Below are 18,006 nucleotides of genomic sequence, written 5' to 3'. Positions count from 1 at the left end.
GGGCGCGGGCGGCATCTTGTCGTCGCGGCGACGCTGTGTTCGTTCACTGCGACGGCGCCGAGACCGGCGACGACACCGGCCAAGCGCTTGCCGGTCAGTTTTTCGTCGTCGGTCAGGACATGCGCAACGAGGACCGTGAACAGCGGCGTCGTGGCGTTGAGGATGGCCGCGAGGCCCGACGCAATCTGGGTCTGCCCCCAGACGAACAGGCTGAACGGCACGGCATTGTTGATGAGGCCCATGACAAGGAAGGCGGCCCAGACGCGCCACTCCCTCGGCATCCTGACGCCGAGTAGCCGAAGCGCGGCGAACAGGATCACGCTGGCCAGACCGACCCGCAGCACGACGATGGTGAAGGGCGGCAACTCCCTTACCGCCACCTCGGTGAAGAAGAAGGAACCGCCCCACAGCACCGAGAGGGTGAGCAACATGCCCCACTCGCCAAGGGTCATCGAGCGGTTGATCGTCGGCGCAAACGATGAGGTGTCGGTCTGGCTGCGCATGGGCGAGGTGCTCCCGAGGTATTGAACCCGGAGCCTACGATGCCCTCCCTGCGACCACGACCCGATTTCCGAACCGTCCCCGCTATTGCCAACCGGATGGGTCAACGATGCCGCCCTGGCAGCCGCCTCGCGCCTTGTTCGCGGCCATGACGAGATCGCCGAAATCGGATTGCGGCGTGATCGTGCCGGCCAAATTGATGCGCAGCTCAACGATGATCCGCCTGCCGCCGTCGCGCGCGCAGTCGATCAGGACGCGGCCGCCTGCGCCCTTGCCGAAAACCGCGTCGAAGCTGGCGCGGACAACCGTTGCGTCGAGATGTGTGCCGACGTTGGTCGCGAACATCTGGCCGACCGGCGACGCGTTGAGCTTGCCGATCAGCGCCACCGCGTCGGAGAAATATTCCGAGGCGTCGGTGCCGTAGCAGCTGCCATGCTTGATCCATTGATGCCGGTCGAGATTCGCCTTGGTCCCCGGCATGACGGCATCGAGAGCCCGCCGCGTCTCTCGGCCCAGTTCAGGCTCCGGCAACGCGCTCCAGTCGCCGGTTTTGTCAGAGGCAACCGTGCTTGCCGCCACGCCGCAATACTCGTTCCCGCGCGGCTGCGGCCACAGGCCATGCAGGCTAAAGCCGCCATCCTCGCCGCCGTCCCGGCAGTCCCTTGCTCTTGGCTTGGTCTCGCAGAAGGCGGCGTGCCAACTCGCCGCAAGCACATAGGCACCAGAACCGGAACGCTGGTCGCCGGATGGCGGCGTTCCTCGATCATCTGTCGGGGCCTCCCCGCGCCCGCGCCCCAGCGCCTTCGCCAATGCGTCGATGCCCCGTTCTAAAGCGCTACGGCTGCTCGGATCTTCGCGTACAGCGGCCGAGACGCCATCCTCGGCCGCGACGCGGCCACAGCCCACCGCGACCCAGCGGCGCGGCGGCTCGGCGTCCGGAATCACGACATAGTAATGCGTCGCTGCCTGGGCGTTGCGGCCGATCAGCACGTATTCCGTCCCCGGCTCCGTCGCGACGCCGCCCGGATTGGTCTGTTTGCGGATCGATTGCAGCGCCGGACAGCGCGCCTCGGCGACGAAGCGGCCGGTCATCGGCAGCTGCGCGAAGGCGGATGGGGCGGCGAGCAGGAGCGCGGCAAGCAGCCAAAAGCGTTTCATGGGCTTTCGATACGTCAGAGCGGCGGCGGGCGAAAGACCGCCGGGCGATCGGGTCAAGCAGAGGGCCATTTCAAGGGGTTTGGGCCGGTGCCTCTTCGCGCTATACCGATGCTCGGTGCGCGTGGAAGAACGTCACCCGGCCCGGCCATCCCGTTGGCCGCCACGGACGAGGATGCGCCGTTGTTCGATCACCGAGAAACCATCGACAGCCGTTCCGGCGCGGCGGTTCACGTCTACAGCCGCAAGGCACAGGGACTTGCGCGCGGCATCGTTCTGATCAACCACGGTCTTGCCGAACATGCAGGCCGCTACGGCCGCTTTGCCGCCGAACTGGCCGGGTTCGGCTTCCACGTCGTCGCCCATGATCACCGTGGCCACGGCTCGACCAGCGCGTCCGACGCGCCCTTCCGAAGATTCGCCCGCCGCCACGGCGCCGACAGGGTGCTCACCGACTGCCGGGCGGTCCATACCCATGCCCTTGGCCGTTATCCCGGCCTGCCGGTGGTGGTCTTCGGCCATTCGATGGGCGGGCTGATCGCCCTGAACTATGCGGAAACCCACGGCCGCGACCTCGCCGGCGCCGCGGTGTGGAACGCCAATTTCCAGACCGGGCTGCAGGAACGCGTCGGCCGGCTGGCGCTCAAGGCCGAAAAGGCGCTGAAGGGATCGGACGTGCCGAGCGCGCTGCTCCAGCGCGCCACCTTCGACGCTTGGGGCAAGGCGATCGAGCCGCGCCGCACCATGTTCGACTGGCTGTCGCATGATGACGCCGCAGTCGATGCCTATATCGCCGACCCGCTCTGCGGCTTTTCGCCGACCTTGTCGATGATGGAGGATGTGATGACCCTAATCTTCCAAGGCGGCTCGCAGGCCGGGCTCGACATGCTGCCGCCCGCGCTGCCGCTTCACCTCCTCGGCGGCACCGCCGACCCGGTGACCGACAAGGGCGAGGCGATCCGGTGGCTGGCCGGCCATCTGCGCCATGCCGGCTCGCGCGACGTCATGGTCGAGATCATCGAGGGCGCCCGGCACGAGACGCTGCACGAATTACCGGCCTATCGCGAGCCCGCCGTCGCCAGTCTCACAGCCTGGCTCCAGCGGATCGTCCCGGCGAGTTGAGGCGTTCGCCTTATTCGACCCCACGCGTCCTGTCGACGCGCCGCAACCCGCTACAGATCTTGTGCTTCGTTCAAGATCGGAGACAGTAAGTTGGCCATGGAGCAATTCCTCGATCCAGAGACACTCGGCACCGCCGCCCGGCAAGCCGGTCGGCTGATCGTCGCGGCTCTGTTCACCGGCGCGATCGGCTATGAACGGGAACGCAAGGATCAACCCGCCGGATTGCGGACGCACATGCTGGTGGGAATCGGCGCCTGCCTGTTCACCCTCCTGATGACGCTGCTGATCGGCCGGTTCGACAGCGGCGACGTGCGCGCCGACCCGATCCGCGTCGTCGGGGCAATCACCAGCGGCGTGGCATTTCTCGCCGCCGGCGTGATCATCCAGGCGCGCGGTCGCGTGCACGGGCTGACCACCGGCGCTTCGCTCTGGCTGGCAGGCGCCATCGGTCTGGGTGCCGGGTTGGGCGAGTACCTTCTATCCTTTATCGCGGTGGTGCTGACGCTCGTCGTGCTGCGGGTGGTCAAGGCATTCGAGTAGCGACCAGGTCCCGCGCGATCCTCCAGATTTGCATGGCTTCGTCATAGCGCAATGGGGCGTGCCGGCTGCGCTTTTCGCGCGAATCTTTTGAAATGGCTGGATTCACGAATCATCCGCCATGCACAGAAAGCATGGCTGACATGCCAAAACCTCTCTGGTTTTGGATGCGAGAATCCCTATGTAGAGAGTACGTTAGTTGCGAGCGATACCTCCTCCCTTCGTTCCGCTCTGACTGTTTCCTCCCAGGATTTTCCAATGGAAGATCCTTCTTTCAGCCGGGTTCTCGCGAACCCGGCTTTTTTTTTGCGCCGATCGTCGCCCCCCGCCTGAACTCGTCATCCGTCGGTGATATTCAGCCGGTGATCTTCAGCGGATGCCATTTCCCCGCCTTGACCCGCTTTTGGACGTGCTGTCGGTAGGTCTCGGGCGGTTGGGCGCGCCGCCTTTTATGCCGTGTTTGATTGCAGAATTTACACGCCGCTACGATATTCTCGCGGATGTCTTTCCCGCCATTTTGTTTGGGCTGCAAATGTTCCGCCGTGCATTGGAAGCGGTTGAGCAAGCCATTTGGCACATGATGACGCTGTAAAAACACCGTGGGATTACCATCCCACATCAAAAAATTACAGTAGTGGCATAGCCAATTCTGCTTCTGTGCACGAGCAGTTCTGATTTTCCTCAGTCTTTCTGGGCTTCCCATTTTACACATCCATTGGCTTCATTGAAATGAAGCGGATGTGCAGCAACCACTCATGGATTGCCCTTAATTCGGAAGGGAATACCCTCGCACGAGACGACACTAGAGAGTGCCACTCCGCAGTATAATCGGTAGATGCAGATCAGAAATCCGCATCAATACAGGAGCCGAGTTGGCTTCCAGACGATCTAAAGTCCGTCTCCGTCGTTCTCCAATATCGCAATATGTGGCGGCCATCAAGTAGCGGTCCGCCTGAGGGATATCTTGATCGCCTGCCACCTTGAGATCGAGCGGAAAGCTCTGGAGGAGATTCCTACCAATGCCGAATGCGCCCTTGCCACCTGCAGGGCAAGGTTCAGCTGATCAACTCGAACGAGTGCACAGACACTGCCCATCGTTGAAAAGCGGTCACCAGACTAACATGACCTCAATGGCGCCAGCGGCAGTTTCCATTTTGCCTCAGCCGTCGAGGCTGGCGCAAAACCGCTGAATGCGTGAACAGGCCTCTTCGAGCAACGCTTCCGACGTCGCGTAGGAAATCCGGAAGTTCGGCCCGAGACCGAAAGCCGCACCGTGAACCACCGCGACGCCTTCCGCTTCCAGCAGCTCGGAAACGAAGTCCTCGTCGCTCGCGATCACCTTGCCGGCCCCGGTCTTCTTGCCGATCAGCCCGGCGCAGGACGGATAGACGTAGAAGGCGCCCTCCGGCGAGGGACAGGCGATGCCGTTCGCCTGGTTCAGCATCGAGACCACCAGATCACGGCGGCCTTCGAAGACGGCGCGGTTGGTATCGATGAAATCCTGCGGACCGTTCAGCGCCTCGACCGCCGCCCATTGGGCGATCGAGCAGGCGCCCGAGGTCTGCTGGCCCTGGATCATGTCCATCGCCTTGATCAGTTGCAACGGTCCGCCGGCATAGCCGATGCGCCAGCCGGTCATCGCATAGGCCTTGGAAACGCCGTTGATGGTCAGCGTACGGTCGTAAAGACCGGGTTCCACCTCGGCCGGGGTCGTGAAGGTGAAGTCACCATAGACGAGATGCTCATACATGTCGTCGGTCATCACCCAGACATCGGGATGGCACATCAATACGTCGGTCAGCGCCTTCAATTCGGCCCGCGTATAGGCCGCGCCCGACGGATTCGACGGCGAGTTGAACAGGAACCACTTGGTCTTCGGCGTGATCGCCTTTTCGAGCGCGTCAGGCGTCAGCTTGAAATTCGTCTCGATGCCGGCCTCGACGAACACCGAGGTGCCGCCGCAGATCGCCACCATCTCGGGATAGCTCACCCAATAGGGCGCCGGGATGACCACCTCGTCACCGGGATTCAGCGTCGCCATGAAAGCGTTGAACAGGATCTGCTTGCCACCGGTCCCGACGATGGTCTGCTCCGGCTTGTAGTCGAGATTGTTCTCGCGCTTGAATTTCCTGGCGATCGCCTGGCGCAGTTCGGGGATGCCGGAGACCGGCGTATATTTCGTCTCGCCGCGGTTGATGGCCTCGATCGCCGCCTTCTTGATGTTGTGGGGCGTATCGAAGTCCGGCTCGCCGGCGCCCAACCCGATCACATCGCGCCCGGCGGCTTTCAGCTCACGCGCCTTCTGCGCGACAGCGATGGTCGCGGACGGTTTGACGCGATCGAGGGCGGCGGCGAGGAAGGCCATGGGAGGGACTCCGGTCAGAACGTCGGGAAGGCTCCAGCGGGAGCGCGCGGACCCTAATCGCAGACGTTTTGCATCGCAAGCCGGCAGTCAAGCGCCGCGCGAAACAAGCAGCCGCCGTATTTGTTGGGGAAAGCCCACGGGTGCGGCCCGATACGGCTACCGCAGCGGCATTTGAAAGGTAAAGCGGGTCTCTGTCGTGTCGGAGGATACTTCTAGCGTTCCGCCGTGGGCCCGTGCGATCTCCGACGCAATATAGAGACCGAGGCCGAGGCCTTGCTGGCTCGGTCGCGTTGCCGCGCGGAAGAACGGCTGAAACAAGTCGGCAAGTGCTTCTTTCGGGATCGGCTCGCCGGAGTTCGACACCCACAGTCGAAAGTGATCCGCGTCGCTCGACGCTCCCACCCGCACCGCTCCACCGTCGGCCCCATGGGTCAGCGCGTTGCCCAGCAAGTTCGACAGAAGCTGAGAAAGACGTCCGCGATCACACCGGACAGGATCGGCGAAGCCGAAATCCGTTTCGATCGGCGTATCGGGGTAGCTCGAACGAAGCTCCTCGACGACTTGCACGAAAATCGGTTCCAGAGATCCGCACTCGTCCCACTCAAGCTTGAGCCCACCACCCAGGCGGCCCCGAGCGAAATCGAGAAGATTGTCAATCAAGCCCTGCATTCTATGTACACTGCCTTGAATCAGCGCCACGATGTGCGACGCCTTGGCATCGAGCGGCGTCCGTAGCAGCAGCTTTGCTCCGGCGTCGATCGAGGCAACCGGGTTGCGCAAATCGTGACCGAGTACCGCGATGAACTGTTCCCGCAGTTCCGAAATCTTGCGTTCGCTCATCAAGCTAGCCTCGCTGGCGGCCAGGCGCTCGCCGGCATCCAAATGAAAGGCGATGAGCTCCGCGAACAGCTTGAACATGCCGATGGTTTCGGGATTCTTGAGCCGCGCCGGCCGAGGGTCGATCGCGCACAGCGTGCCGAAAAATTCGCCGTTCTCCAGGATAATTGGCATCGAGATATAACTGCGGAAACCGTACATGGCCGGAGTTGGATGCCCGCAATAGGCCCCGTCGCGCGGTACGTCGTCGATGACGACAGGTTCCCGGCTTTCCTCGATCTCATGGCAGATCGTGGTTTCCACCTGCAACTCGCTGCCTGGCTCAAGCCCGAACTCTATGTGGTCGAGGGCTGTACAGGTGATCCAGCGATCCTTGGTGACCCGTGCCACCACCGCGAATCCCATGCCGGTCGTCCGGCAAATCACATCGAGGATTGTCGGCACCGCGTTGATGCGGCCGACAGAATCGATATCGGCTTGAAAATCGTGGCTCAACAGCCCTTTGATCCTTGCGGTGAGGCGTCAGACGCAACTGTTTCAGTCAGACCTGATCGTAAGGCAGCATGTCAAGCCAGAGCCACCTTTAACAGCTATGCTTTCGCATTGTCCCGTGGCGATCGCTGGTGATCATCGCAGCGCAACCTCCGCGATGCAGGAAAACGGCAGAGGTCTTCGGCAAGCCCGCCCTTCAGCGTTCGACGAGCATCTCGAATCCGCCGAAGATCAGGCGTTTGCCGTCAAACGGCATCGGATTGAGATCCGGCTTCAGCCGCGGATCGTCCATCAGCTTGGGCATCGCCTCGTTGCGAACCTCCTTCGACGGCCACAGGATCCAGGAGAAAATCACGGTTTCGTCCGGCTTGCGCTGCACCGCCATTGAAAACGACGTCACCTGGCCCTCGGGCACGTCATCGCCCCAGCATTCCACCACCTTGAGCGCGCCATACTCCTTGAACACCGTCGCCGCGTCCTCGGCATGCTGGCGGAATTTCTCCCGATTGGCGATCGGTACCGCCGCCACGAATCCATCGACATAGGTCATTGTGCTTCCTCCTTCGGCTAAAGATGGTGTCAAAGCAGCAGGCCGCTCCCGCTATCCGACAGGCGACGCCTCTCAAGGCCCATCATAGGCCGCCTGCAAGCCGCGGATATCAATCTTCACCATCCGCATCATCGCTTCCATGACCCGGCGGGCCTTGTCCGGATCCTCGTCCCGTAACATCCGCGGCAGGGCCTCCGGGACGATCTGCCAGGACAGGCCGAACTTGTCCCTGAGCCAGCCGCATTGGACGGGCGCGCCGCCATCGGTGGTCAAAGCCGCCCAGTATCGGTCTACCTCCGCCTGGTCCTCGCAGTTCACCGCCAGCGAGATCGCGTCGTTGAACGGCTCCTGCGGGCCGCCGTTCAATCCTTGAGAACGACTGCCCGGCGAGCGTGAAATCCACCAGGATCACCGAACCCGCCTTACCGCCGGGCCAGTCGAGGCCCGACCGCATCAGCCGGTCGATGCGCGAGTCGGGGAAGACCGACACGTAGAACGCGGCGGCCGCCTCCGCATGGCCGTCGAACCACAGGCAGCTCGAGATTTTCTGCATCCTGGGCATTGCGGTGATCTCCTTCTCGTCTAGGCGCTTTCGCGCGTTCGGCTATCATCATATTCGTCATGCAGCCGCCACCACTGGTACGGCTCGCTCTGCTCCGTTCCCTCCGGCGCATCTTCCCAGCTCTCTTGCCGGCCAAGCGGCGTCAGATCGAGAAAGGTCCAGGGCGTCCCGAGCGTCTCCACTCCGCGACCGGTGGTGAAATAGGTGCGGTAGATGTCGCCGTCGTCGCGGTAGAAGACGTTGAGGCCGAAACCGGTGGTGACGCCGAAGTCGGCGTTGAAATCGTCCGCCGTCGACACCCAGGGCATGGTCCAGCCCATACGCCGCTTGAACGCCTCGATCTCGGCGATCGGCGCGCGCGAGACGAAGACGAGCGAAGTGTCGCGGACGTGCAAATGCGCCAGGTGCGGGATCTGGTCGCCGACCATGCCGCAACCGGAGCAAGGGTCCGGATCGGTGGGTTTTAGCATGTGATGGTAGACGATGAACTGCCGGCGGCGGTCGAACAGATCGTCGAGACTCGCCTTTCCCGACAGCTTATCGAAGGCATACGCCTTCTCGACCTTCTCCCAAGGCAGCCGGCGCCGCTCGGCGGCCAGCCGGTCATGGGCGTGGGTCAGTTCCTTCTCCTTTGCCCGCAGCGCCTCCTGCGCCCGCAGCCAGTTCTCTCTCGAGACAATATTGCGCATCGCAGTTTCCTCCGCGTCAGGGACCGGACGGGATGTTGGCGGCCCCACTTGTTCAGAATGGCAGACCGTCGCGGCGGTCTTTCAACCGCTGCCGACCGCCGCTAGCATATCAGCTTGGCCATCTCCGCCTGCATCTCCTCGATGCTGACGTCGCGCCGATGCGTGGCGAGAGACCATTTGTGGCCGAACGGATCCTCGACGATCCCGTAGCGATCGCCCCAGAACATGTCGGCGATGGGCATATCGACCGTCGCGCCGGCATCGATCGCCCGACCGAACCAGGCATCCACGTCATCGACCATGAGGTGGATGGAGACCGGCGTCCCCTTCAGATGTTTCGGACCGGTCATGTCCATCTCGACGTTCTCATCGACCAGCATGACCGACGAGCCGTTGATGCACAGACTGGCATTGGCGACCTTGCCGTCCGGCATCGGCAGCAGGAACATCACCTCGGCGCCGAAAGCGCGTTGATAAAATTCGATCGCCTCCGTCGCGCCGGCGCATACGAGGTGCGGCGTCACGGCGTGCATCCGGGCGGCCTGCTCCTGAGGTGAGTCTGTTCTGACAGTTTCCATGGCTTCTTCCTCCCTGTTGGTCTTCTTCGGCGCGTCACAGCTCGCGCGCCACCTCCTCGAGCTGTTGGGCACATTGACCCCACCCCTCGTGAAAACCCATCTCCTCGTGGGCCTTGCGGTCGGCGGCCGACCAGTGCCGAGCTGTGGCGGTGTAGCGCGTCTTCCCGCCCTTATCCTCGAAGGTCAGGGTGACCGTCATGAACGGCTTGTCGGATGGCACCCAAGCGCTAGTATAGGCATCGGTGAACACCAGACGCTCATTCTTTACGACCTCGAGATAGACGCCCGGATTGTGATAGTCCTTGCCCTCCGGGCTCCTCATTGTGACGAGGCTGGAGCCACCGGGCCGAACGTCGAGTTCGGCGCGCGGCGTCGTCCAGGGCTTCGGCGCGAACCATCGTGTCAAAAGCTCCGGCTCGGTCCAGGCCCGGTACACCTTGTCGCGCGGAGCGTCGATCAGGCGGGTCAGAACCAGTTGGCGATCGTTGTTTCCGGCATTCTGGGTCATGTTTCGCTTCCTCCTTGTGGGTGTTTGAACAGCATTTCGAGATATCGCCGCAGATGGTCGAGGCTCTCGACCGCCACCTTCGGGCCGCCCGTCGCTTTGGCCAGGAGCAGCGCGCCCTGGACGACCACCTGGGTGTGCAACGCAAGACTCTCGGCGGTCCATTCCGCCGCGATGCCGCGCTCGCGCATCGCCTCGGCGATGTCGGCCTCCAGAACCTTGGCATGGCCGACGATGCTCGACTCGCAGGCGTCGCGGATCGCCGGATAGGTGGCGAAAGTCTCCTGCACCATGGTGCCGACCAGACAGGTGTATTCGGGCAACTCGCCCCGCAGGATCGCCTTGCGAAAATCCACATAGCCCAGCAGCCGGTCGAGCGGGTCGGACAGTTCGCGATACGGCGCGGCCTCGAAGAACGCGCCGGTCATCATCGACCAGTGGTCGGCGGCGGCGATCGCGAGGTCTTCCTTGGTCTTGAAGTGATGGAAAAAGGCGCCCTTGGTCACCCCCGCCGATCGGCAGATGTCGTCCACTGTCGTGGCCGAGTACCCCTTGCCACGAATGACCGCCAGCGAGGCCTCCAGAAGCTTGCCTCTCGCGCCGGTGGGGATGTCGGTTGATGCCATCAAATCTCTCCTTACCAATTTACATACCAACCAGTTGGTATGTTGTCGAGACGGTTTTTCGCTTTAGCGTTTTTTTCCAGTTTGACAGATAGCGAGCGGCGGGGCCGCTCTCATACGAGGTGCGGTTGGCAAGGGCGCTGGCGGTGGTGGGCGGTTCCCTCTGTCAGACAGCAGCATGCAGGAGGCCGAGACGACGCGGGATGCGATCAGGCCTCCAGCGGCCGTTCCGATTGCTGCGTTCACTGAAATGAATTGGTCGCCGGCGGCCCGATGGCGCACTATCGCGGCGGGCGGTTATCGCCTCCGGCCAAGGGCAGTCTTTCGATGATCACCATTCACGGCATGCAGGACTCGGGCAATTGCTACAAGCCGCGGCTGCTGATGGCTTTGCTCGGGAAACCGTTTCACCATGTCGAGGTCGACTCCCTCGACGGCTCGACGCGGCGGCCGGCGTTTCTCGCTCTCAACCCCATTGCCAAGGTGCCGGTGCTGGAGTTGGAGGACGGGCGGACGCTGCCGGAATCCAACGCGATCCTGGCCTATCTTGGCGAGGGCAGCGCATTCGTCCCCGCCGACCCATTCGAGCGCGCAACAATGCTGTCCTGGATGTTCTTCGAGCAATACAGCCACGAACCCAACGTCGCCGTACGGCGCTCGCTGCTCGTCTATCCCAGCCGCAAGGCTCAGGCTACGCCCGAACGGTTGGCGGAGACGCTCGACGGCGGCAACAAGGCCCTCGCCGTCATGGAAACAGCACTGACGCAATCCAACTGGCTGGTCGGCGATGCGCCTACGCTCGCCGACATCGCGCTTTACGCCTATACCCATGTGGCCGACCAGGGCGGCTTCGACCTCGCCGCCTATCCCGGCATTCGCGCCTGGCTCAGCCGGATCGAGGCGCTGCCCGGCTACCAGCCGATGACCTGGCTGCCCGGGACCTGAATGGCGCGTCCCCGTCGCGCGCTCCGCCTCCCGTTCGCAGCGAAAGCCCGTCATGAAATTTCTGCTTCGCTTCGCCCTGATCCTCGTTGCCATACTCCTCCTGGGTATCGGTGGCTTCTTCCTGGCCGGCCCCGAGCGGGTCTGGGAACTGTTTGGCGCCCCGGCCGACCAGGGCGCCGTCGACTTCTCGGCGCTCATTCGCAGTCCGACCCCGAACGACGCCCTCGCCTGTTCGCCGGGCGCCTGCGACGGCGAGATCGACGCAGCGCTGCCCCTTTACGAGGACGCGCCGGCGGCACTGCTCGACCGCCTCGACGCCATCGTTCTTGTCGATCCGGACGTCGCGCGGGTCGATGACGGCGGTCGGCCGGACTACCGCCGCTATGTCGCGCGCACGCCCTTGCTGCGCTTTCCCGACACGATCGATGCGCAAGCCCTTCCGGGCGACGACGGCACCCGGTTGCGGCTCTATTCGCGCTCGCTGGTCGGCAAGAGCGATCTCGGCGCCAATGCCGAGCGGCTGAACGCCTGGGCGGGTTTTCTGCAATAATATTGTGCACAATTTTCCAGAATTTACCTACACTTGACAGCGATTTATGCCAGATGTTATCAGAATTGCGAACCGTTAGTCGTTATTTTTGGATTATTGCCGACAAATAGGAGTGCGCGGCTTGTCGAGACAATCCGATCTTGCCGCCGCGAGGATCGAGGAACTCATCATGAGCGGTGAGTTCGCTCTGGGCGCGCATATCAACGAATTCGCGTTGTCGGCGCGGTTGGGCGTCGGCCGGGCCGCCATTCGCGAGGCATGCCACGCCCTTGTCCGGGTGGGCCTCGTCAAGATCGTTCCCAACCAGGGGGCCTTCGTCAAAGACCTGTCCCTGCTGGAAATCACCCAGATCTTTGACATTCGCTCGAGTCTCGGCCGCCTGGCAGGGCGGCAGGCGGCCCTATTGATCGACGCCGAAGGTCTTTCCCGTCTGCGCGGACTGATCCAGGAAATGGACAAGGTCGCCCTCGATCGCGACTCCGAGCGCTATGTCGCGCTGAATCTCGATTTCCACGACGCCCTCTACAAGGTCAGTCGCAACGAGCGACTTGCCGAACTCGACCGCGCGCTCGGCAAGGAGCTGCGCATCTACCGTCGCCATGGGCTCGTCTTCGGTGGCGGCCTCGCCGTCTCCAATCAGGAGCATCGCGAGATCATGACAGCCATCGAGCAGGGGGACTGCGAGATGGCCGGCGTCCATCTCGAAAAACACATCCGCAGCGGCAAGGAGCGCTTCCTGAACGCCATGTCCGCGACAGGAAAGCTGGTGCTGCAGTCCGATACGCTCGCCGCCGACCCAGCCAAAACGAAGAAGAAAGCCTGATCACCGATGAAGATTACCAAAGTCGAATGTCTGACCGTCCACCCGGGTTGGCGCAAGAACCTGATTTTCGTGAGGGTCGAGACCGACGCGGGCATCGTCGGCTGGGGAGAAGCCTATAGTCAATACGACAGGGACCGCGCCATAGCGGCCCAAGTGGAAGAACTCGGCCGCTATGTAGTCGGTCGGGACCCGTTCCAGATCCGCCATATCTGTCAGGTCGCCTTCGACGATTACGCCCAACGTCGCGCCTCGCTGGAGTTCCACTGCGCCGTGTCGGGCATCGAACAGGCCCTCTGGGACATCGTCGGCAAGGCGACGGAGCAACCCGTCTACAACCTACTGGGCGGCAAGACCCGCGAGCGCATCCGCGTCTATGCCAATGGCTGGGGCTATAAGCTGCAAGAGGTAGCCGATTATGCTCGTGCAGCCGAAAAGGTGGTCGAAAGCGGCTTCACGGCGCTGAAGCTCGACCCGCTGCCTCGACCATGGCGCACCTTCATTCCGAGGCAGCACATTCGTCAATCGGTGGACATCATACGCGGGATCCGCGATGCGGTCGGTCCCGACGTGGACATTTTGCTCGACATTCATCGTCGGCTCGCGCCGATGCATGCCATCGAACTGGCCAATGCCCTCGCTGAATTCGAACCGTATTGGTTCGAGGAGCCTTGCCAATCGGAGAACATCCAGGCGCTCGCGGAAGTCCGGGCCAGTTCGCCAATCCCGACCGTGACCGGCGAAGCTCTCTACGGTCGGGCCGGCTTCCGGCCGGTACTTCGAGAGCGTGCCGTCGACATCATCAACCCCGATGTCGCCAATTGCGGCGGGATCTTGGAATTGATGTACATCGCGGCCGCCGCGGAAACGGAGATGATCGCCTGTTCGCCCCATAACTACAATTCGACGACGCTGGCGCTTTCGGCCACCGTGCATGCCTCGGCCTGCATGCCGAACTTCATTATCACCGAATATTTCATTCCGTTCGAGGAACTCGGCGCGAAGCTCTGTCGCAATCCGCTCAAGCCGGTTGACGGTTACATCACCCTTCCGGACGGGCCCGGCTTGGGTCTCGACGTCAATGAGGAGGCGGTTCGCTCGATGCCCGGCAAACCTTTCCCCAAGCGCGACCTGCCGCTGCCGGAGAACGAAGGGCCGCGCAACGCCGCAATGTCGAAGGCATTCTGAGGAGGAAAAAATGCAAGCTATGAAAACACTTATCGCTGCCGCGTCGCTGTCGATCATGGCGCTGGTCCAGGCGCCTGTCGCCCAGGCCCAAGCCTATCCCGAAAACGATATTCGCTTCGTCGTCTGGTCATCTGCGGGCTCACCGCTCGACACGATGATGCGTCAGCTCGGCCGTCAACTGAGCGAGGAGCTTGGCGTCGAAGTGCCGGTCGAAAATCGCAAAGGCGGCTCGGGCGCAGTCGCCATGTCTTACGTCATGACCCAGCCTGCCGACGGTTATACGGTGCTCTCGACGACGGCGAGCATGACGTTCACGATGGCCAAGGGCAAAATTCCGTTCACGCCAGACAACTTCACCGTGCTGCGTGCCTTGCAGGCAGAACCGTCGGCCGTCGCGGTGCGCGCCGACAGCGACCTGCGGGACATGAAGGACTTCGTCAAATACCTGCAGGAAAATCCCAACGGCCTGAGGATCGGCGGTTACGCGTCCGCCGGATTCCACCAGTTCGTCTTCTATCGCCTCCAGCAAGAAGCCGATTTCGAGGCGGCATGGGTACCTTTCGACGGCGGCAACGAAGCAGCCATTGCCTTGCTCGGCGGGCATATCGACGCCGCGGTTCTGACTCCGAGTTCGGCCAAGGCCCAACTTGCGAACGGCGACTTCCGGCTGCTCGGAATCTCCACCGAGAGCAGCGACCGGTATTTCCCCGACACTCCGACTTTCAAGGAACAGGGATATGACGTCGTGGAATCGATCTGGCGCGGTGTGATGGTGCGCGAAGGAACGCCTCAGGAAGCGATCGACCGGCTGATCGCGGCGATCGCGGCCGTCGAGGAAACCACGGCATGGCAGGAGTTCATGGAGAAGAACATGCAGTCCTCCCTCGACCTCGATCAGGAGGAAATGCAGATACAGGTGCGCAAGGAGGTCGAATCCCGCCGCGCCTTCCTCGAGGAAAACGGATTCGCCAATTGAGCGATCCAGCCTATGAACAGCATGAGCGCCGCGGGCCGGCGCTCATGCGGTACGGGACAATCGGGACCGCACTGGTGCTGATCGTCGTGGCGATCACCATGATCGTCGTTGCGGGCAATTATCCGAAACCCACCACGTTGGGATCACCGGGACCGGCGCGGCTGCCGATCATCTTCGGAACCCTTCTCGTGATCCTCTCGGGGGGCCTGATCGCGCGCAGCTTCGTCGGCCCGCATGAGCCCGAACTGACGCTTCAGGGCATGCCGCGTGCGCTGGCCCTGGCCGCGGGCACGGCGATCTGCATCTATCTCTGGAGCTTTCTGAATTTCCTGGTGCTTTTTATCCCGGCGACACTGCTCGGGGTGCGCCTGCTGGGCGCGGGCTGGACCGGAGCGATCATAGCGGCAATCGTCATTCCCGGCTCCGCCTACACACTCTTCGGGCTTCTGCTCAACGTTCCCTTCCCCTAACCCTCGGCCGGATCGAACATCATGCAGAATCTACGGCTCGGCATCGAGGCCGTCTTCACGTGGCAAGGGCTGTTGGCGATCTTCGTTGGCACCGCCCTCGGCATCGTCGTCGGAGCCCTGCCCGGTCTCGGCCCGTCTCTCGGTGTCGCGCTTCTTATTCCGGCAACGTTCAGCCTGTCGCCCTCCGTGGGCTTCAACCTCCTCGTTTCACTGTATATCGCCGCGGAATACGGAGGCTCGATATCCGCGATCCTCATCGGAACACCGGGTACGGCGGCGGCTACCGCCACCGTCGTGGACGGCTACCCGATGAACCGACAAGGCCGGGGCGCCTTGGCGCTACAGACCTCGCTTTCCGCCTCGACCTTCGGCGGCGTCGTCGGTGCAATCGCGCTGATCGTCTTTTCCCAGCCGCTCGTTGTCTTTGTGCTGCAATTCGGGCCCCCGGAATACTTCGCGTTGGGATTGTTCGGCCTGACCCTGATCGCGAGTTTGAGCGGGGATACCATTCTGAAGGGCTTGGCGGCGGGCATCATCGGTCTCTTGCTCGCCGTGGTCGGCGTCGACCCGATCTCCGGCACACCGCGCTACACCGGATCCTTTTTCGAACTGTATGAGGGCATCCCCTTCCTGGCCGTGCTCATCGGGGTCTTCGCGCTGGCGGAAGCTTTCACGCTGGCGGAACGGGATGATACCCGCAAGGAAGCCCGCATCAGCGACTCCGGCGAGAAGCTTGGATTGCGCGGAGCGGCTTCGATGCTCCCGACATTCTTGCGCGGCTCGGCGATCGGTACCGTCATCGGCGCGATCCCGGGCCCCGGAGCCAACATCGCCGGTTGGCTCGCCTATGATCAGGAACGCCGTTGGTCCGATAAGCCGGAAACCTTCGGCAAGGGCCAGATCAAGGGGGTCGCGGCGCCGGAAGCAGCCAACAGCGCCTCGGTCGGCGGTGCGCTGATGCCCCTCCTCACCCTGGGTCTTCCCGGCAGTCCCACGACCGCCGTGCTGATCGGCGCGCTCATCATTCACGGGCTGCAACCCGGCCCGAGACTTTTCGCCGAGAATCCGGACGTGGTCTACGGCCTGTTCGTGGGAATGCTGGTCGCCTTCCCGATGCTGTTCGTGCTGGGGACGGCCGCCATGCCTCTCTGGCGCAAGGTCCTCGCCCTGCCGAATTCCGTCCTTGCCGTCGGCATCGTCATGCTCTCGCTGGTCGGCACATATGCCCTGCGGAACCTGATGTTCGACGTGTGGCTGGCGCTCCTCTTCGGGATCGGCGGCTACTTCTTGAAGAAGTTGCGATTCCCGATGGCACCGCTTGTTCTGGCAATGGTGCTTGGCGCCATTGTGGAATCGAACTATGCGCGCTCCCTGATCATGTCGCAGGGCTCACACGGAATTTTCTTCGAGCGGCCGCTCAGCATCGCCCTCATTCTGGTCGCGGCAGCGGCTCTCGTCTGGCCCCTCGTCTCGCTCGTGATGAGGCGATGGCGGGCAGCGGGCGCGGCGTAGGGCCTTACACCAACCAGGTACGTCGTCGCCCGATCGCCCGGCCCGGCCCTTGCGTCGCGCGGGTCGAGCCGCTAGCCCCAGCGCCAACCCAATTTCGCCGGTGCCGCCCATGTCCCGCCTCAACGCCAACCTCCTCCTGCTGCTCGCCGGCGCCGTCTGGGGCATGGGCTTCGTCGCCCAGTCGACGGCGATGGACGATCTCGGCCCGTGGACCTTCACGGCGGCGAAATTCGCCCTGGCGACCTTATCGGTCCTGCCTTTCGCCCTGCGCGAATCCGGACGCGCCAAATCGCCGCTTCCCAGGGGAGCGCCCGCCGGCTTCGCCGCCATCGGCGTCATGCTGTTCCTTGCCGCGATCCTCCAGCAGATCGGCATCGTCACCACCTCGGTCACCAATGCCGGCTTCCTCACCGGGCTTTATGTCGTCTTCACGCCATTCCTCGCCCTCGTCATCTTGCGCCATCGCGCCCATTGGGTGGTCTGGCCTTCGGCGATCGCGGCTTTTGGCGGCATCGTGCTGCTTGGTGGCGGAAGCGTTTCGGCACTGAATTCCGGCGACATCCTGATGATCGTCTGCGCCGTGTTCTGGGCGCTGCAGATCCTTCTCGTCGGGATCTTCGCCGGCCCCAGCGGGCGCCCCTACACGCTGTCGGTGGCGCAGTTCGCCGTGACGACGGCGCTCGCGGCGCTCGGCGCTCTGATCCTCGAGGCGCCGTCCCTTGCCTCGCTCTTCGCCGCCTGGCCGGAGATCGTCTATGGCGGCGTGTTTGCATCGGGGTTGGCGTTCACGCTGCAGATCATCGGTCAGCGTTATACGACGGCGCCGCAGGCGGCGATCTTCCTCTCCTCCGAGGCGCTGTTCGCAGCGCTGTTCGGCGTGATCCTTTTGGGCGAACGCATCGCCGCGCTCGGCCTTCTCGGCTGCGCGCTGATCTTTGCGGCGATGCTCGCGGTCGAGCTGGTGCCGATGTATCGTCGCCGTCCGGCCGGGCCGGCCGAACTCCCGACACCGCACGAGAACCGCTAATC

At 63.1% G+C, this 18,006-nt stretch carries 19 protein-coding genes and 2 pseudogenes; 10 read left to right on the top strand and 11 right to left on the bottom strand.

The features are described from left to right. Window positions 1-47: 47 nt before the first annotated feature. Together VQ044_RS09035 and VQ044_RS09030 are read right to left on the bottom strand one after the other, a co-directional pair. Window positions 48-452 (bottom strand): annotated as a pseudogene (locus VQ044_RS09035) (DMT family transporter); the annotation flags it as partial. Window positions 453-585: 133 nt separating this feature from the next. Further along, a complete protein-coding gene (locus tag VQ044_RS09030; RefSeq protein WP_327646810.1) occupies window positions 586-1,659 on the bottom strand; it encodes a ribonuclease T2 family protein in 1,074 nt (357 codons plus the stop codon). Window positions 1,660-1,839: 180 nt separating this feature from the next. Between VQ044_RS09030 and VQ044_RS09025 the strand changes: the two genes are divergently transcribed. Both VQ044_RS09025 and VQ044_RS09020 read left to right on the top strand, forming a co-directional pair. Next, on the top strand, window positions 1,840-2,778 hold the full coding sequence (locus VQ044_RS09025) for an alpha/beta hydrolase (protein WP_327624462.1): 939 nt from the start codon (window positions 1,840-1,842) through the stop codon (window positions 2,776-2,778). Window positions 2,779-2,874: 96 nt separating this feature from the next. Further along, entirely contained in the window at window positions 2,875-3,318 is a 444-nt protein-coding gene (locus VQ044_RS09020) for an MgtC/SapB family protein (RefSeq protein WP_327624497.1), read from the top strand. A 352-nt stretch (window positions 3,319-3,670) separates the two neighbouring features. On the opposite strand, the gene VQ044_RS25625 is transcribed toward VQ044_RS09020, so the two are convergent. The 9 genes and pseudogenes from VQ044_RS25625 to VQ044_RS08975 form a co-directional block, all read right to left on the bottom strand. Next, on the bottom strand, window positions 3,671-3,934 hold the full coding sequence (locus VQ044_RS25625; protein WP_442872896.1) for an HNH endonuclease: 264 nt from the start codon (window positions 3,932-3,934) through the stop codon (window positions 3,671-3,673). Window positions 3,935-4,474: 540 nt separating this feature from the next. Continuing rightward, on the bottom strand, window positions 4,475-5,680 hold the full coding sequence (locus tag VQ044_RS09010; protein ID WP_327646808.1) for a pyridoxal phosphate-dependent aminotransferase: 1,206 nt from the start codon (window positions 5,678-5,680) through the stop codon (window positions 4,475-4,477). Window positions 5,681-5,836: 156 nt separating this feature from the next. Beyond that, on the bottom strand, window positions 5,837-7,012 hold the full coding sequence (locus tag VQ044_RS09005) for a GAF domain-containing sensor histidine kinase (RefSeq protein ID WP_327646806.1): 1,176 nt from the start codon (window positions 7,010-7,012) through the stop codon (window positions 5,837-5,839). A 193-nt stretch (window positions 7,013-7,205) separates the two neighbouring features. After that, on the bottom strand, window positions 7,206-7,559 hold the full coding sequence (locus VQ044_RS09000) for a DUF1428 domain-containing protein (RefSeq protein WP_327624465.1): 354 nt from the start codon (window positions 7,557-7,559) through the stop codon (window positions 7,206-7,208). Between the two features lie 72 nt (window positions 7,560-7,631). Then, a pseudogene (locus VQ044_RS08995) lies at window positions 7,632-8,112 on the bottom strand (VOC family protein). Between the two features lie 29 nt (window positions 8,113-8,141). Continuing rightward, window positions 8,142-8,810, bottom strand: a complete 669-nt coding sequence (locus tag VQ044_RS08990; RefSeq protein ID WP_327646804.1) for a DUF899 domain-containing protein — start codon at window positions 8,808-8,810, stop codon at window positions 8,142-8,144. Window positions 8,811-8,911: 101 nt separating this feature from the next. Further along, window positions 8,912-9,388, bottom strand: a complete 477-nt coding sequence (locus VQ044_RS08985) for a VOC family protein (protein ID WP_327646802.1) — start codon at window positions 9,386-9,388, stop codon at window positions 8,912-8,914. Window positions 9,389-9,422: 34 nt separating this feature from the next. Next, window positions 9,423-9,896 (bottom strand): SRPBCC family protein, encoded by a 474-nt coding sequence (locus VQ044_RS08980; RefSeq protein ID WP_327646800.1) that lies wholly within the window; start codon window positions 9,894-9,896, stop codon window positions 9,423-9,425. Beyond that, entirely contained in the window at window positions 9,893-10,519 is a 627-nt protein-coding gene (locus tag VQ044_RS08975) for a TetR/AcrR family transcriptional regulator (RefSeq protein ID WP_327624470.1), read from the bottom strand. The genes VQ044_RS08980 and VQ044_RS08975 overlap by 4 nt, the downstream gene beginning before the upstream one ends. Window positions 10,520-10,843: 324 nt before the next feature. Between VQ044_RS08975 and VQ044_RS08970 the strand changes: the two genes are divergently transcribed. From VQ044_RS08970 to VQ044_RS08935, 8 genes are all read left to right on the top strand, one after another. Further along, a complete protein-coding gene (locus VQ044_RS08970) occupies window positions 10,844-11,461 on the top strand; it encodes a glutathione S-transferase family protein (protein WP_327646799.1) in 618 nt (205 codons plus the stop codon). Window positions 11,462-11,513: 52 nt separating this feature from the next. Then, a complete protein-coding gene (locus VQ044_RS08965) occupies window positions 11,514-12,011 on the top strand; it encodes a DUF1499 domain-containing protein (protein WP_327646798.1) in 498 nt (165 codons plus the stop codon). Window positions 12,012-12,132: 121 nt separating this feature from the next. Then, window positions 12,133-12,834, top strand: coding sequence for a GntR family transcriptional regulator (locus VQ044_RS08960; RefSeq protein ID WP_327646796.1), 702 nt, complete (start codon window positions 12,133-12,135; stop codon window positions 12,832-12,834). Window positions 12,835-12,840: 6 nt separating this feature from the next. After that, on the top strand, window positions 12,841-14,019 hold the full coding sequence (locus VQ044_RS08955) for a mandelate racemase/muconate lactonizing enzyme family protein (RefSeq protein WP_327646794.1): 1,179 nt from the start codon (window positions 12,841-12,843) through the stop codon (window positions 14,017-14,019). A gap of 10 nt (window positions 14,020-14,029) precedes the next feature. Continuing rightward, window positions 14,030-14,995 (top strand): Bug family tripartite tricarboxylate transporter substrate binding protein, encoded by a 966-nt coding sequence (locus VQ044_RS08950; protein ID WP_327624475.1) that lies wholly within the window; start codon window positions 14,030-14,032, stop codon window positions 14,993-14,995. Next, window positions 14,992-15,465, top strand: coding sequence for a tripartite tricarboxylate transporter TctB family protein (locus VQ044_RS08945; RefSeq protein WP_327624476.1), 474 nt, complete (start codon window positions 14,992-14,994; stop codon window positions 15,463-15,465). Before VQ044_RS08950 ends, VQ044_RS08945 begins: the two co-directional genes overlap by 4 nt. Before the next feature lie 21 nt (window positions 15,466-15,486). Beyond that, a complete protein-coding gene (locus tag VQ044_RS08940) occupies window positions 15,487-16,977 on the top strand; it encodes a tripartite tricarboxylate transporter permease (RefSeq protein WP_327646792.1) in 1,491 nt (496 codons plus the stop codon). 109 nt (window positions 16,978-17,086) lie between these two features. Beyond that, window positions 17,087-18,004 (top strand): DMT family transporter, encoded by a 918-nt coding sequence (locus VQ044_RS08935; protein ID WP_327646791.1) that lies wholly within the window; start codon window positions 17,087-17,089, stop codon window positions 18,002-18,004. The last annotated feature ends 2 nt before the right edge of the window (window positions 18,005-18,006 follow it).

The sequence above is a fragment of the Aurantimonas sp. C2-5-R2 genome, from assembly GCF_036549495.1.
Lineage (GTDB): Bacteria > Pseudomonadota > Alphaproteobacteria > Rhizobiales > Rhizobiaceae > Aurantimonas > Aurantimonas coralicida_A.
The sequence above is the reverse complement of the archived record's forward strand: the minus strand, read 5'-3'. Positions and strand labels throughout refer to the sequence as shown.

Coding starts and splice junctions, on each gene's coding strand:
- VQ044_RS08980 (WP_327646800.1), bottom strand. CDS start 9,896: ATGACCCAGAATGCCGGAAACAACGATCGCCAACTGGTTCTGACCCGC.
- VQ044_RS08935 (WP_327646791.1), top strand. CDS start 17,087: ATGTCCCGCCTCAACGCCAACCTCCTCCTGCTGCTCGCCGGCGCCGTC.
- VQ044_RS08985 (WP_327646802.1), bottom strand. CDS start 9,388: ATGGAAACTGTCAGAACAGACTCACCTCAGGAGCAGGCCGCCCGGATG.
- VQ044_RS09020 (WP_327624497.1), top strand. CDS start 2,875: ATGGAGCAATTCCTCGATCCAGAGACACTCGGCACCGCCGCCCGGCAA.
- VQ044_RS08950 (WP_327624475.1), top strand. CDS start 14,030: ATGCAAGCTATGAAAACACTTATCGCTGCCGCGTCGCTGTCGATCATG.
- VQ044_RS09000 (WP_327624465.1), bottom strand. CDS start 7,559: ATGACCTATGTCGATGGATTCGTGGCGGCGGTACCGATCGCCAATCGG.
- VQ044_RS09030 (WP_327646810.1), bottom strand. CDS start 1,659: ATGAAACGCTTTTGGCTGCTTGCCGCGCTCCTGCTCGCCGCCCCATCC.
- VQ044_RS25625 (WP_442872896.1), bottom strand. CDS start 3,934: ATGTGGGATGGTAATCCCACGGTGTTTTTACAGCGTCATCATGTGCCA.
- VQ044_RS08965 (WP_327646798.1), top strand. CDS start 11,514: ATGAAATTTCTGCTTCGCTTCGCCCTGATCCTCGTTGCCATACTCCTC.
- VQ044_RS08955 (WP_327646794.1), top strand. CDS start 12,841: ATGAAGATTACCAAAGTCGAATGTCTGACCGTCCACCCGGGTTGGCGC.
- VQ044_RS08975 (WP_327624470.1), bottom strand. CDS start 10,519: ATGGCATCAACCGACATCCCCACCGGCGCGAGAGGCAAGCTTCTGGAG.
- VQ044_RS08970 (WP_327646799.1), top strand. CDS start 10,844: ATGATCACCATTCACGGCATGCAGGACTCGGGCAATTGCTACAAGCCG.
- VQ044_RS08940 (WP_327646792.1), top strand. CDS start 15,487: ATGCAGAATCTACGGCTCGGCATCGAGGCCGTCTTCACGTGGCAAGGG.
- VQ044_RS09010 (WP_327646808.1), bottom strand. CDS start 5,680: ATGGCCTTCCTCGCCGCCGCCCTCGATCGCGTCAAACCGTCCGCGACC.
- VQ044_RS08990 (WP_327646804.1), bottom strand. CDS start 8,810: ATGCGCAATATTGTCTCGAGAGAGAACTGGCTGCGGGCGCAGGAGGCG.